The sequence below is a fragment of the Loktanella agnita genome (assembly GCF_046640325.1).
Classification (GTDB): Bacteria; Pseudomonadota; Alphaproteobacteria; order Rhodobacterales; family Rhodobacteraceae; genus Yoonia; species Yoonia agnita.
The window spans coordinates 13771-28055 of the sequence record NZ_JBJMBF010000005.1 but is presented as its reverse complement, the minus strand read 5'-3'; the positions used below and the strand labels follow the sequence as shown (position 1 = coordinate 28055).

The following is a 14285-nucleotide window of genomic DNA, read 5'->3' as shown; positions in this document are numbered from 1 at the left end:
GCTGACCGCTATTGGCCGTTAAGCTCTGCCAATGTCTGCTCACATTGCGCGCCGTCATAAAAGACGGTCAGCACTTGTGAAAACGCAGGCGGTGCGCTGGGGACGGCGGCGAAGAGCGTCGCGCAGGATTTCAGCTTTTTCGCGTCGACCTTACCAAGGATATCCTCGGCGCTGCGATCCGTGTGTTGCAGCAACAACCCGATCACAGTATCCAATCGTGGCCCAAGAACGGGGTGATCGTAATAGTCTGTCGCCTCTGCCAGATCGTTCAACCCGTATAGCTGCGAAATATCAGATTGACCCAATGCAGCAAGCTGGGGAAAAACAAACCACATCCAATGGGTCTGCTTTTTCCCGGCAGACAGTTCGGCCAAAACATCGTTCCAAACGGTGTCCTGCGCCTCGACAAAGAGATCTAGTTCGTCATCATCCATTACTTGGAAAGACGCCGGTTCCGGGCCGCCAACAGCTTGAGGCGCAGCGCGTTCAACTGGATGAAGCCTTGTGCATCGGTCTGATCATAAGCACCCATGTCTTCTTCGAAGGTCACATGTGCTTCGGAATATAGAGAATTTTCCGACCAGCGGGCAACGGTGTTGCATGACCCTTTGTAAAGTTTCACGCTAACGATGCCTGATACATGCTCCTGCGACTTGTCGATCAGCGCCTGTAGCATTTCGCGTTCGGGCGAGAACCAGAAACCGTTATAAATCAGCTCTGCGTAGCGGGGCATGATGCTGTCTTTTAGGTGGCCAGCGCCCGAATCCAGCGTGATTTGCTCAATCCCGCGATGCGCCTCTAGCAGCACAGTGCCGCCGGGGGTTTCGTAGATACCGCGCGATTTCATACCGACAAACCGGTTTTCCACCAGATCAAGGCGGCCAACCCCGTGCTTGCCGCCAAGCTCGTTCAGCTTGGTCAGGATTGTCGCGGGCGACATAGCTTCACCATTGATCGAAACGGCATCGCCACGTTCAAAGCCGATCTCGACGATCTCTGGCGTATCAGGGGCGTCTTCGGGTGCGACGGTGCGCTGATACACATATTCAGGGGCGATCTGTGCCGGGTCTTCCAGTACTTTGCCTTCTGACGATGTGTGCAGAAGGTTTGCATCGACGCTGAACGGCGCCTCGCCACGTTTGTCCTTGGCAATCGGAATCTGATGTTTTTCAGCAAATTCAATCAGTTTGGTCCGGCTGCCCAGATCCCATTCGCGCCATGGGGCCACAACTTTGATTTCGGGGTTCAGCGCATAGGCGGCCAGCTCAAAGCGCACCTGATCGTTGCCCTTACCTGTTGCGCCGTGCGACACAGCGTCAGCGCCTTCGGCGGCAGCAATTTCGACCAACCGCTTGGAAATCAGCGGGCGGGCGATGGATGTGCCGAGCAGATAAAGCCCTTCATACAGCGCATTGGCCCGGAACATCGGGAACACGAAATCGCGCACGAATTCTTCGCGCAGATCTTCGATATAGATCGCGCTTGCGCCCATCATCTCGGCTTTTTTGCGGGCTGGTTCCAGCTCTTCGCCCTGCCCCAAATCGGCGGTGAAGGTCACCACCTCGCAGCCATATTCCGTTTGGAGCCACTTGAGGATGATCGAGGTATCAAGTCCGCCGGAATAGGCGAGAACGACTTTCTTCGGAGCGGTCATGCGCGGGCCTTTGCGTCAGGTATATCTTATCAACGGCGATATCGGGTTTCGCTAGAAGGGGCAAGGCAGCCACGGCAAAAGCAAGAAATTCAGGCTTTCGCAGTGTCTAGTTTTAGCCCGATCAGGTGGTTGTCCCATTGTCGACCTCCGCCGCGTAGGGTTACCATCTGTTCCCCTTGCAAATGCACCAGTGCCCCTGTGCCGGTTGAAACCAGAACCCCTTGCGGCGCGGTTGCCGCGCCGCAAACATCCGTCAGGCTTATTTCTGCGGTCAGCTGTCGGCTTTGTGCATTGTAGCGCTGGGCAATCCCACCGCGCGGCGAGGTCACCACGATTTCGCGTTCATCGCTGGAATAGGCGATGCTGCCCACATAGGCTTGCATGTTGCGCAGGGCATTGTCCGGTGCGGTCAGCAGTTGAATGCCTTCGCCCATCCGGTGCACGCCAACCAATGCCGGTTCAGGCTGATCGCCCTGCCATTGCATGCCGAACGCAACCTGACCTTCACGGCTGATCGCCAGATGGCGGATGGAATTCTTGTGCCATTCGGGCGAAAGCTCTGCCGTTTCAAGCAGTTCACCCGCCCGGATATAGGTCAGGTTGGGTTTCATCGTGGGGATGTTCAGCTTGGCGCGTCCGCTCTCCGGATGCGTGTCGATCCCTCCATTTGCGACGACCAAAATATCAGACCCCGGCAGACGTTTGATATCATGCGGGCCAGTGCCGCCGCTGTCGTATTCCCCTGCCCGGGCATATCCATTGGCAGCGTCCCAGACACCGACCCGGCCACGGCCTGCCGCGTAATCATTTTCAGTTGTAAAAAGCCAAGCCCCATCCTGGCTGAAAACACCATGACCATAGAAATGGCGGCCTATAGGCGCATCTAGCACGGCTTGCTGTGCGCCTGTTGCACAATTGATAACAATGGCATAGGTGCCGGGGCGGCGGGCGAAAGCCACAGCTTCGGGCCGGGTTGGATGCGCTGCCGCAGCATGGCCACGTGTGGGCAGTGGGATTTCGAAAATAACATCACCGGCGTCACTGATCCCGCACAGCGCATATGATCCATCGCTGTGTGCTGCTGCTGACAAATATGCAGGGGCACCCGCATCTCCCCATGACGATGTGGGTGCGAGCCCGGTTGCCAGCATTCCGGCGATGAACTGTCGTCGGTTGGGCATCAGTCGCCATCCATCGAATTGAACCCGGCTGCCACGCCAAGCTGTGGCCCAAGGTCAAGCGCGACTGTGTTTCGGATACCGTCGATCAGCTGCTGGACCGCTTCGACCCTAATCCGGCTTTGCGGCGCAGCCACACCGGCGAAAATCGGATCGTTCAGCGCATCAAGGCGTTCCAGCGCCCTGTCGAAGGATGCGTGGATGTCAGGGTCAGCGTTTGACAGCCGGTCAGCCAGATCTTGTAATGATTTCAGTGAAATAGCCACATTGCGTGCCGACCGACCAGATCGCCAAGTTTCGGCCCTTGTGGGGCGCGGTGTGTCGAATGTGCCCAAGGGGCGGCCAAGGCGGGTGTCAGATGTGAATTGCAGCCCGGTGGTCAGCGCTTTGAACATTTCCTGAAGCGCTTCGGCTTCGGTGCGATATGCTCCTGATGTGGATGGGTTTGTGATCTGCGTGGCATAATCGCGCTGCCAGTCAGCATAGATCGCTGCTGTGATTTGCGCGATGTCGGCGGCGATGGTTTGGGTCAGCTTGCAACGATAGTTTGCGGCGCCCATTTCTCGGATCGTTTCATCGTAAAGCATGAATTCCATTGCATAAAAACCACGCGCCGCAATCGACATATCTGCATAGTTATCAGCGCTTTCGGCGATCGCATCCTGATCGCGGATCAGGGTTGCCAGGCTTCGGGGTGTGACGCCCCGGCTATCGGGCCAAAAGGCCAGCGCATAGGCCCGATCATCGATTTCCGTTGGGCCAAATCGTAGATGGCTTGCAGCGATCCAAGCGTCAAAGGCAGTGAGATAGGCATCCTGCAAATCTTGCGACTCTGGCGCACAATCTGCATCGGCGGCGGTAGTGAGGGCTGCGCTTGTTTCGGCCAGTTCTGCGAAACGGGGCAGAATGTGGTTTTCCACGATATCCGCCGTTTGTGCCCTGCTGATAACCGGCAGGGCGATGATGAAGGCGAGTGTAGTGACGAGCTTTTTCATAGACTCTCCAAGAACTTAATAAGTGCATCTCGGTCTGTCTTGGGCATTGCGATAACTGCGTCGCGTTGTGCTTCAGCCTCACCCCCGTGCCACAAAACGGCTTCCAATAGCGATCTGGCGCGCCCGTCATGCAAGAAATAGGTATGGCCGCTGACCTGCTCTGTCAGACCGATGCCCCAAAGTGGGGGCGTGCGCCATTCACGACCTGTTGCGCGGGCTTCGGGCCGATGGTCCGCGAGCCCTTCGCCCATATCGTGCAGCAGCATATCGGTGTAAGGCCAGATCAGTTGAAAACTTTGCTCTGGCTGGTCTTCCAGACGGTGGGTCACAAAGCTGGGTGTGTGGCAGCTGATGCAGCCGGTTTCATAGAAAATCTGCTTGCCGCGCAGTGTCTGAAGATCGTCGGACTTCCGTCGGACTGGGACGCCAAGATTGCGGCTGTAGAAGGTGACGAGATCAAGAATTTCGTCATCAATCTCGAACACCCGGTCATCGCCATCCCCATGCGGGGCGTCTTGACAGGCGACCTGCGCGACCATGCATTCCCCTGCCCCATTCGGCGCAAGTGGCGATGATATCCCGATGTCACCGGAAAATGCGGCGGCGGTTTGTTCGCGGATGCTTGGCTTGCCTGCCTTGTGACCGAACCGGCCGAGCATGGGTTGGTCGTATTCTTCCGACCAGACGATATTGGCGCGCCCGGAAATGCCGTCGCCATCCGCATCGTCTGGATCGACGCCCGCAAGAATATCGGAGGCCGGGATTGCCTCGAGCAGGCCAAGACCGATCATCTGATTGGCGACGCGCGGGCTGAGCATGGCATCGGGGTGCAAGGGGCCATAGCCAAGGTTTTCGGCTTGATAGCTGGGGTGGCGCAGCTGCGCGACCTCGCCATCTGACAGGGTGATGGGATTTTCGGTGTAAGTGATGCCAAGCTGGTATTCAGCCGGGTGCCCCTGCACGGCGAAATCCTGTAGCTGGCTGCCGTAAGTGGGATCAGGAAGGGTTGCGATGTAGCCTTCGATATCGCTGCTTCTATCGGTGTATTCGCCGGGAATCGACACCCGCAGAAACATCGACACGGCGGTGTCATCATTGGGTTCGGGGGGATGCCCGCGCCCATCCTTGATGTGGCAGCGCTGACAGGATCGAGCGTTGAACAATGGCCCTAACCCGTCCGAGGCAAGGTTAGAAGACGGCGCTGACACCCAAATCTTGCGGAACAGACCATTCCCGACCTTGAAGGTAAGCTCGTCCTCAAATGAGATATTGCCGGATGCCTGCGAGAACGCATCAGCGGTTCGATTGGCGCGCACGGTGGCTGCACCTGCGGGCAGATCCTCAAACCGGGCGGCTTGTGTGAAATCATCGACGGGTGCCGTAACGGCAGCAATACGTGCGATTTCGTCGGCTGTGCGCGGAATAATGTTCAAATGCAGGTCGCTTAACGGATCTGCTTGAGCAGCCGCAGCGAGCATGATGATCATAGAAGCGTGAAAATTTACTGACAAAAGCACAGGAAACCTTTCAATTACGATTATTTCCTATAATTATAGTCAGGAAACGGAAACGGCGAGTCCCTCATCGTGTTCCACAATCAATAGAGTTGCGACATGACGTCACTGGCCCTTCATCAAACCGCCTATAGCAGCCCTGCGCAAGAGCCAGCAATACCAGTGCATTGGCGTGCGCGATTGAATGCGTTGCGGATGATCGCGCTGGAATGCCGGACCGCTGCAAGCGCTGACCTGTTCAAAGCCTGTGCCATGTTGTCCAACAAGGAAGACACGGCGCGGGATGCCCATGCGCGTGCGCTGATCAAATGCCTTGCGCCGGCAATCGGGCACCGCCCTGTCTTCTTTCGCCCTGGTGTGGAAGAGTTGTCTTTTGACGAGGCTTGGCTGATGCGCGCGATTGATGCCGCAAAAGCAGCTGACCTGGACAGTATGGCGTTTCTTGTCAGGTCGCGCGTGCCAAAACTTTTTCAGCGTCATGTGGCGTTTTTGATCAAAGGTATATCCGAGCAGTTTTCTCAGATTTAGAATAATTCTAAAAAGTACTTGATTATCGTTTCGAGCGGTATAATTAAGGCGTCAGCAAGCAAGCTAGACGCCAGCCAGCTTACTTATCATCGGAGGTTGGAATGACACAAACAGCGATTTCACTGAGCACAGACGCAAAGGCGGCCATTGCAGAGGCACTGAATCAGTCAGTTGCTGAAACAGCCGTCACGACGATGCTCGCACAGAACTTTCATTGGAATGTGACCGGCATGGCATTTGGCCCGCTGCACGATATGTTCCAGAAAATCTACGAAGATCATTTCGTTGCACAGGACGATCTGGCGGAACGTATCAAGGCGATTGATGCGCATGCCGAAGGTACACTTGCCGGTATGATCAAACGGTCCAAGATTGCTGAACATGACGGGCATGCGACCGACAAAGAAATGATCAAGATGATGCTTGAAGCACAGGAAACCCTTGCCGCGACGGTCGCTGGCTGTGGTGAACTGGCCGCGTCTCATGGAGATACACTGACCGAGGATCTGTGCATTGCACGTGGTCAGACCCATGAAAAATTCGCATGGTTCCTGCGGGCACACCTGCGCTAAGCGTTGCGAAAATTGTGAGGTATCAGAAAGGCGCCTTGGCGCCTTTTTTCTTGCACTTCTTTTCGTAGGCGATCTGCCAGCCTACGTATTTTCCCATTACAGCCTGCTGGGTCATCAGCATGTCCACAAAGGCCGCGCGATGGTCGTTCTTTTTAAGGCTTTTGAACAGCGACTTCTGCGCCTTTGTCATCGAGCAGCCGATGCAATGCCCTTCGCGCTTGAACTTGCAGACATCGATGCAGGGGCTGGGTGTTTTGGGCATATCAGGTCCATGGAAAAGGCAGCCCCGTGTTTCGGGACTGCCCTTTGTATCTAGGATGTGTGGATCTTATTGAAAGACAGCGTCGGGGTTGTCGAGGCTGTCAGAGCCTTCGAATGTGATCTGTTCGACGTCCAGCGCTGTCACGACACGCTCGATCGAGCGAGTCTGGTCGATCAAACCGTTCACGCCGCCCATCACCAGCGCCTCGCCTGCGTCATTGCCGCGTTCGAGCATCTGGTCGTAGCTGAACCCGGCCTCTGCTGCGGTTTTGATCCGGCCCAGCATCATCATGGTGGTGGCCAGTTTGCCTTGCAGTTCCGCATCAAGATCGGCGTCGGTTTCGGCGACCAGATCGGATAGCGATGGCCCGGAAACAAGGCTGCCATCGACCCGTACATATTCGCCCAGATAGACGTTCTGCACGCCCAGCCCATCGTAATAATGGCTATTATGGGTGTTGTCAGAGAAGCAGTCATGCTCTTCCTCGGGGTCGTTGAGCATCAGCCCAAGCCGCATCCGTTCACCGGCTTGTTCGCCGTAAGACAGCGACCCCATCCCTGTCAGGATGGTCGAAATGCCGGTGTTTTCATCTGCCATCAGCTCTTCACGTGCGGCGCCGTCGTCTGCCCATTGGGCTGTCATCCATTCAAGGTCAGACACCAAAAGGTCGGTTGCCGCGATCAGGTAATCGCCGCGCCGGTCGCAGTTGTCGTTGGTGCAGTCGTCACCTTGGGCATAGTCGGTCCAAGGCCGGTTCCCCGCGCCGTCGCCGTGCCCGTTCAGGTCCTGACCCCACAGCAGAAATTCAATGGCGTGATAACCGGTGGCGACGTTTGATTCGACGCCATCTGCCTCGTGCAGTGCTTCTTCGAGCAATGCAGGCGTAATTTCAGCCGCGTCAACTTCGGACCCGGAGAGTGTGAAACTGGGGTTGGCGACGACGTTCAGCGCCGCAAAGGCGTTTTCATCCGATGGGCCACCATAAGAGGCGTCCACATAGTCGATCAACCCTTCATCCAGAGGCCACGCGTTTACCTTGCCTTCCCAGTCATCCACGATGGCGTTTCCGAACCGGTAAACTTCGGTCTGCTGATAGGGCACGCGTGCGGCCAACCAAGCCTCTTTCGCGGCTCGAAGGTTTTCTGCGGACGGGTCAGCGCGCAGCGCGTTGACAGCAGTTTGCAGGACCTGCGCTGTGGCAAGGCTGTCTGCGTATTTCGCGGCGGCGATATCGGCGTAAGTCTGCAGCACCTCTGCTTTTTCGATTGCAAAAGCAGGCGTCGCGAGTGCCAAGCAGAGTGCCGTTGACGCAAGATGGTTGGGTTTCATAACGCATTCCTATTTAGTGGAGGGTGGATTGTGGCGGACGCACTTCGACCGCTTCCCGGGGTGCAGCAAGGTTCATTTGTTTCAGAGCCAAGCCGAATTCTGTCGCGAGTGATGCAATGACAGGCGCAACATCCGCGCGCACCAGCAGGGTTGCCATCAGAAGCGTGTCGTCGCGTTCACCATCCACAGCTGTGGCGATAAAGTTGGCAAAACAGGCCTCATCCGCGCCGAGGCATTTGCATTTCAGTGAATGGCGTACCAAAGGTCGCCGCCCATGACGGGCGCAGAGATCGCAGAGTTGTTCGAAAGAGTGCAACGCCTGACGTCCGCGCTGGGGGCCGAGCGTGCCGGCCAGATCGTTCCAGACATCCGCTTGGGTCCGGACCCCGTTGCACCACATGCGCAGATAAATGACGGATGCAGCCGAAACCGCATCCAGATCAGCCAAAAGGCCCACCGGGGCGCCACCGCGCCGCTGCGCAGATGTGGTCATTTTGTCAGTATCAGCTTGCCCGCGCGGGTGATCCGCAGGGTATACGTTTGATCGTTCAGCACGATATAGGCCTGATCCCCGTTTTGGGTCAGATCCTGTGCATCGTAGGTGGGAAGTTGGGTCAGGGCGGGACGTGTGGTTTGTGTCACTGGTTCGGCTCTCATCATACTTCTCCCTCGCGCCAGGCGCATCGGTCGAGCACCCATTCAAGCTGCATTCCGGCACGACCCTGATCATGCTGAAGCGAGGCAATGATTTCTGCCTTACTAGGAACGGTCGGAGCATTACGATGATGTTTCGATTCTGGAACTGTGTTTCGCTGAGGCATTCCGGGAAGTCCTTGCTATCTGACGATCATTCGGGCTTCCCCGGCTGTATAGGCGGGGTGGCTAGAGTTGGATTTAATCCTGAGCGATTTAATCAACCATGTCAATCCGACAATTTTAATCAGGTAACTGGACATCCTTGAATGAAAGCGTAAAAAGCTTGTTAGCAACTCTTTGCCAAACAAAGGAGCCAGATCATGAATACCGTAAAATCGACACTGCTCGCCCTTGCCGCTTCGGTGGTGGGCCAGGCGACATACGCCGAGTCACACGGGGGCGAGTTGAACCTTTATTCGTCGCGCCACTATGACACGGATGAACGCCTGTATTCCGACTTCACCGATCTGACGGGGATCACAATCAACCGGATCGAAGGTAACGCGGACGAGCTGATCGCCCGTATTCAGGCCGAAGGCCGCAATTCGCCCGCAGACGTATTGCTGACGGTTGATACTTCACGGCTGGAACGCGCAAAGGATGCCGGTGTTCTGCAATCTATCGACAGTGACGTGCTGGAAGCCCGCGTGCCTGCATCGCTGCGGGATTCGGACAATGAATGGTTCGGCTTCAGCCAGCGCGCCCGTATCTTCTTTTATAACAAAACAGATGTGACGAACCCGCCGCTGGATTACCTTTCACTGGCAGACCCGGCTTATGAAGGCATGGTGTGTCACCGGTCCTCGACCAATGTTTACACACAAACCCTGCTTTCCGCGATCATCGAAAATCATGGTGCAGAAGCCGCACAGGAGTGGGCGCAGGGCGTGGTGAACAACTTTGCCCGTGATCCGCAGGGTGGTGATACCGATCAGCTGCGTGGTCTTGTCTCTGGCGAATGTGCTGTGTCTGTGTCCAACACATATTACTTTGCGCGTGCGTTGCGTACAGATGTGGATGGGCTTGACGATGAGGCGCTTGAAAACATCGGCTGGGTTTTCCCTGCGCAGAATGCCGAAGGTGCGCATGTGAACTTGTCGGGTGGTGGCGTTGCGGTAAACGCACCGAACCGCGACAATGCGATCAAGTTCCTTGAATATCTTTCCTCTGATCAGGCGCAGCAATATTTCAGCGCTGGCAATGACGAATACCCTGCCGTGCCCGGTGTCGGCCTGTCCGAGTCCGTCGCAAAACTGGGCCTTTTCCGCCCGGATGCGGTGGACCTGAGCAACGTCGCCAAGAACATCGCGACCGCGCAGGAGATCTTTAATCAGGTGGGTTGGGAGTAATCCCGACCTGCTATTTGAGGGGCGCGGCACAGACTGCGCCCTTTGATAATCTTGCTGTTTGCCAACGCTTCGTTTAGCCCGATGCCATGACAATCGCAGCGTATAAGTCCTTTTCCGCCCGGCCTGTGCTGAGAGTCGGGATTATTATCTTTGCGGTTCTGGTAACGGCACTATGCGTCCTGCCTTATCTTGCCGTCCTGACCGCTGCGCTGGCGGGATCGTTTGATACGCTGGCGCATCTCGCGGATACTGTGCTTGGGCGCTATATCCGCGATACGCTTATCCTTGTTGTGATCGTGATGAGCGGCAGCGCCATGCTGGGTGTTGGTGCTGCATGGATCGTTACGATGACCGAATTCCCCGGTCGCCGCTGGTTCGAGATCGCACTGGCGGTGCCGCTTGCCTTTCCTGCGTATGTATTGGCCTATGCTTATACGCATATTCTGGACCATCCGGGCATCGTGCAGGCGACACTGCGGGATATGATGGGCTGGGGCCCCCGCGATTACTGGTTTCCGGAAATCCGATCATTGGGCGGCGCGGCTGCGATGCTGATCCTTGTGCTTTACCCTTATGTCTACCTGCTGGCGCGCGCTTCGTTTTCGGCGCAAAGCGGATCGGCCTTTCTTGCCGCCCGCGTGCTGGGACGCAATCCCCTGCAAGCCTGCATCGCCGTGTCGCTGCCTATGGCCCGCCCGGCTATCGCGGCGGGGATTTTTCTGGTCGCGATGGAAACCATCGCTGACTTTGGCACGGTGTCCTATTTTGGGGTGCAGACCTTTTCCGTTGGTATTTATACAAGCTGGTTTGCCATGGCGGATCGCGCTGCTGCTGCGCAGCTGTCGCTGGGGCTTTTGGCGTTTGCCCTGCTGCTTGCGATGATGGAGCGCTATAACCGCGGGAATGCCGCCTATATCGACCACCAGCGCAAAGCGCCGATGGACAGGATTAGGCTGGGGCGGTCTGCGCAAATCAGTGTCTTTTTGCTTTGCTCAATCCCTGTCGCGCTGGGCGTGGTCGTTCCGGTTGTCGCGCTGACGACCATGGCCATTGGTTCTGAACAGGACCTGCTTAGCCCGCGCTATCTTGGGTTTATCCGGAACTCACTGACATTGGCGAGTGTCGCGGCACTGGTTACTGTGGCTGCGGCCATTGTGCTGGGGACGCTGCACCGGGTCCGGCAGACGCGGCTGACCCAGATGTCGCTTTATCTTGGGCGGCTTGGCTATGCGGTGCCCGGTGGGGTGATTGCTGTGGGTCTTCTGGTGCCGTTCGCGATCTTCGACAACGCGCTGGATGAGTGGATGCGCGCGACATTCGATATCTCGACCGGTTTGCTGCTGACCGGGTCGATCTGGCTGCTGGTTGCTGCGTACATGATCCGGTTTCTGGCGGCGGCCATTGGGGCTTACGAAGGCGGGATCGCCTCTGTCGGGCCGAATATTGATGCGGCGGCGCGGACATTGGGGGCGGATTTGCCCCGGCTTTTGCGCCGTGTGCATGTGCCAATCCTGCGGACCAGTCTATTGACGGCAGGGCTGATCGTCTTTGTTGACGTGATGAAGGAATTGCCCGCGACGCTGATCATGCGCCCGTTCAACTATGATACGCTTGCGGTGCAGGCGCATAGGCTTGCGTCGGACGAGCGGCTGAACGGCGCTGCGGTCCCCAGTCTGGTTATTGCGGCGATTGGATTGATCCCGGTGATATTGCTGTGTCGCCGCATGCATCGCGGCGTGTCCTGACCGGAACAGGGCGATTTCTCGCCGAAAGCAATGGGATATGCTTGTCAAGTATCGCATTCTGACATGACAATGTAACCCTGAGTGCCTATGGTTAATTGGATGCAGATGCAAAAGCGATTTTCACAATGAACGCTCCTTTTCAGCAAGAAACACGCGCAGGTCGGCTGACAACAACATTGGGTCAGGAAAATCTGGCCCTGCTACGATTCAACGGTTCTGACTACGTCAACAAGCTGTTCGAATATTCCGTGGATGCACTGAGCCCGACACCTGCGCTGGATTTCGATGCGCTGATCGGCACCCATGCCACGGTTGAGATTGAGACGCAGGATCATGATCCGAAGGTCTTTGATGGTCTGGTCACACAGGCGAAATGGGCCGGTGTTGGTGAAAACGGCTACCGCTATGCATTGATACTGCGCCCGTGGCTTTGGGTTGCCAGCAAGCGGCGTAACCAGCGGATCTTTCACACCAAGACCGTTGTTCAAATTCTGGAAGAGCTGTTTTCCACTTATAGCAGCATGGGTAATCCCGCGCTCGACAACCGTCTGACCAAATCCTACCCGGAACTGGAATATACCGTTCAATACCGCGAAAGCGATCTGGATTTCGCAACCCGCCTGATGGAACGCTTTGGCATTTCTTACCATTTCACCCATCAGGTCGGATCGCACACGATGGTGCTGACGGATTCGCTCGAACAGCATGATTTTGTGGTCGGTGAAGCCCGGATTTATAAACCGTTCGAAGGTGCTGCGCAGGACGCAGAAGAGCATTTCTGGGAATGGGCCCCTGAACGCAACATGACCACCGGCGCGGTGCGCATGATTGACTACAACTTCAAAAAGCCGATGGCCGCGATGGAGGTCGATCAAGTCGGTGATGCCGCATATGCCAATGGTCAGATCGAAAGCTTCGACTATCCCGGCGGCTTTCTTGAAGGTGATGACGGCAAACAGGTGGCCGCATTGCGCACGGCACAGGAACGTGGTGGTGATATACGCCACCGGGCAGTGGGCGATTGTACCAGCCTTGGTGCCGGGATGAAGGTGAGTGTTAGCGGCGATCAACTGTCTGGTGTCACTGGCAGTACATTTGTCTGTCTGTCGGCCACGCATTCCTATGTGTCCGATTCCTATGGGTCGGGCGGCGCTGAAAGTGACGGAATGGCTTATTCCGGGTCCTATGTGCTGATGCCCGATACTGCCCCGCTTGCCCCGCGCCGCAAGACGCAGTCGCCGGTGATCCAAGGCGCGCAGACGGCGATGGTTGTGGGCGATGGTGAGATTGATTGCGACGAATTCGGGCGCATCCTTGTCCGCTTTCATTGGGACCTGAGCGGTGCGAAATCCATGCGTTGCCGCGTTGCCCAGAATTGGGCTGGCGGCGGCTGGGGTGGCATGGTGATCCCGCGGATCGGGATGGAGGTCATCGTTCAGTTCCTTGAAGGCGATCCGGACAACCCTGTCGTGACAGGCTGCGTCTATAACCAGAAAAACATGCCGAATGCCGGGCTGCCTGCCTCTAAGACCCAAAGCGGTTTCCGCACGAATACACATGAGGGCAGCGGTTATAACGAGATGATGTTCGAGGATCAGGCAGGCAAAGAGGAAATTCGCGTTCATGCGCAGAAAGACCTGAACCGCACGATCCTTGATAATGAAACAACGTTCCTGCGCGACGGTAATCGCAAGGTTGATCTGAAAACCGGGGATGAGCTGAAAGTCCTGCAAACAGGCCACAAGACAACAAATGTTGATTCCGGCAATCTGACCGAGAATGTTGCGCTGACCCGCGCTGTCACGGCGACCGTTGTTCAGGCCACCGCCAATGGGGGCGAAGCCGGGCCGGGCGTGATCAGCTATACCGCGACGGATGAGATTTCATTGACCGTGGGCAACAGCACTATCGTTCTGACGCCTGACGCGGTGGTGATCCGTCATGGCAGCTCTCAAATCCTGCTGAACGAAGGCTTCATTGATCAGGTTGCGGGCATGATCCACCTTAACAAAGACAGTGCCGGATAAACACGTATGTACCACATGAATGAAGGAAGCATTGATCTTCCTGAAAGCTGGAAAGACCAGTCGATCAACATCATTGCCAGCGGTGGTTCGGGGTCTGTGCCAGGCCTGTCCTTCACTGTCACGCGCGATGATGTCCCATGGGGCATGCAGTTCGAAGAATATGTGATCGGCGAGATTGAAAAGGCCAGCGAAGCGCTGACCGATTTCACCATCATCAAGCAAAGCGGGCTGCATATTTCGGGCCGTCAGGCGGTTGAACTGGAATGCACATGGAATGCAAAGCAAGGTCCGATGCATCAGATCATCACCACTGTTGATGCGCCCGCACACGCAATGGTGCTGACCGCTTCCATGCCCGGTAAGATGAGCGATACCCAAAAGGCCGAGGTCCGCCGGATCACCGCGACGCTGCAACTGACAGAACCGACAGGCTGAT

Annotated in this window: 15 protein-coding genes; 6 read left to right on the top strand and 9 right to left on the bottom strand. The window is 56.5% G+C overall.

Annotated elements, in window-relative coordinates; genetic code table 11:
- Positions 1-8: 8 nt before the first annotated feature.
- The 5 genes from ACJ5NV_RS06715 to ACJ5NV_RS06695 form a co-directional block, all read right to left on the bottom strand.
- Positions 9-434, bottom strand: a complete 426-nt coding sequence (locus ACJ5NV_RS06715; protein WP_411642866.1) for a DUF1810 domain-containing protein — start codon at positions 432-434, stop codon at positions 9-11.
- Positions 434-1654, bottom strand: coding sequence for an argininosuccinate synthase (locus ACJ5NV_RS06710; protein ID WP_411642865.1), 1221 nt, complete (start codon positions 1652-1654; stop codon positions 434-436). The genes ACJ5NV_RS06715 and ACJ5NV_RS06710 overlap by 1 nt, the downstream gene beginning before the upstream one ends.
- An 89-nt stretch (positions 1655-1743) precedes the next feature.
- Positions 1744-2835 carry a DUF1513 domain-containing protein gene (locus ACJ5NV_RS06705; RefSeq protein ID WP_411642864.1) on the bottom strand — a complete coding sequence of 364 codons (1092 nt, stop codon included), beginning with the start codon at positions 2833-2835 and terminating at the stop codon, positions 1744-1746.
- A complete protein-coding gene (locus ACJ5NV_RS06700) occupies positions 2835-3827 on the bottom strand; it encodes an imelysin family protein (RefSeq protein ID WP_411642863.1) in 993 nt (330 codons plus the stop codon). Before ACJ5NV_RS06700 ends, ACJ5NV_RS06705 begins: the two co-directional genes overlap by 1 nt.
- The gene (locus tag ACJ5NV_RS06695; RefSeq protein WP_411642861.1) at positions 3824-5314 is read right to left on the bottom strand and encodes a di-heme oxidoreductase family protein; all 1491 of its coding nucleotides are present in this window, start codon (positions 5312-5314) and stop codon (positions 3824-3826) included. The genes ACJ5NV_RS06700 and ACJ5NV_RS06695 overlap by 4 nt, the downstream gene beginning before the upstream one ends.
- A 126-nt stretch (positions 5315-5440) precedes the next feature.
- Here ACJ5NV_RS06695 and ACJ5NV_RS06690 point away from each other — a divergent pair, with 126 nt between their 5' ends.
- Together ACJ5NV_RS06690 and ACJ5NV_RS06685 are read left to right on the top strand one after the other, a co-directional pair.
- Positions 5441-5869, top strand: coding sequence for a hypothetical protein (locus ACJ5NV_RS06690; RefSeq protein ID WP_411642860.1), 429 nt, complete (start codon positions 5441-5443; stop codon positions 5867-5869).
- 101 nt (positions 5870-5970) lie between these two features.
- A complete protein-coding gene (locus ACJ5NV_RS06685) occupies positions 5971-6441 on the top strand; it encodes a Dps family protein (RefSeq protein WP_411642859.1) in 471 nt (156 codons plus the stop codon).
- A 22-nt stretch (positions 6442-6463) separates the two neighbouring features.
- On the opposite strand, the gene ACJ5NV_RS06680 is transcribed toward ACJ5NV_RS06685, so the two are convergent.
- The 4 genes from ACJ5NV_RS06680 to hemP form a co-directional block, all read right to left on the bottom strand.
- A complete protein-coding gene (locus ACJ5NV_RS06680) occupies positions 6464-6703 on the bottom strand; it encodes a DUF1289 domain-containing protein (RefSeq protein ID WP_411642858.1) in 240 nt (79 codons plus the stop codon).
- A 66-nt stretch (positions 6704-6769) separates the two neighbouring features.
- Positions 6770-8032 carry an imelysin family protein gene (locus ACJ5NV_RS06675; protein ID WP_411642857.1) on the bottom strand — a complete coding sequence of 421 codons (1263 nt, stop codon included), beginning with the start codon at positions 8030-8032 and terminating at the stop codon, positions 6770-6772.
- A gap of 13 nt (positions 8033-8045) precedes the next feature.
- Complete coding sequence (locus tag ACJ5NV_RS06670; protein WP_411642856.1) at positions 8046-8525, bottom strand: hypothetical protein; 480 nt, start codon at positions 8523-8525, stop codon at positions 8046-8048.
- Positions 8522-8689 carry a hemin uptake protein HemP gene (hemP, locus tag ACJ5NV_RS06665; protein ID WP_411643123.1) on the bottom strand — a complete coding sequence of 56 codons (168 nt, stop codon included), beginning with the start codon at positions 8687-8689 and terminating at the stop codon, positions 8522-8524. Before hemP ends, ACJ5NV_RS06670 begins: the two co-directional genes overlap by 4 nt.
- 359 nt (positions 8690-9048) lie before the next feature.
- Here hemP and ACJ5NV_RS06660 point away from each other — a divergent pair, with 359 nt between their 5' ends.
- From ACJ5NV_RS06660 to ACJ5NV_RS06645, 4 genes are all read left to right on the top strand, one after another.
- A complete protein-coding gene (locus tag ACJ5NV_RS06660; RefSeq protein WP_411642855.1) occupies positions 9049-10077 on the top strand; it encodes an extracellular solute-binding protein in 1029 nt (342 codons plus the stop codon).
- Between the two features lie 86 nt (positions 10078-10163).
- The gene (locus ACJ5NV_RS06655) at positions 10164-11822 is read left to right on the top strand and encodes an ABC transporter permease (RefSeq protein ID WP_411642854.1); all 1659 of its coding nucleotides are present in this window, start codon (positions 10164-10166) and stop codon (positions 11820-11822) included.
- A gap of 125 nt (positions 11823-11947) precedes the next feature.
- Positions 11948-13849: a type VI secretion system Vgr family protein gene (locus ACJ5NV_RS06650; protein ID WP_411642853.1), complete on the top strand. Its 1902-nt coding sequence runs from the start codon at positions 11948-11950 to the stop codon at positions 13847-13849.
- Between the two features lie 15 nt (positions 13850-13864).
- Positions 13865-14284, top strand: a complete 420-nt coding sequence (locus ACJ5NV_RS06645; protein ID WP_411642852.1) for a DcrB-related protein — start codon at positions 13865-13867, stop codon at positions 14282-14284.
- Position 14285 lies beyond the last annotated feature (1 nt).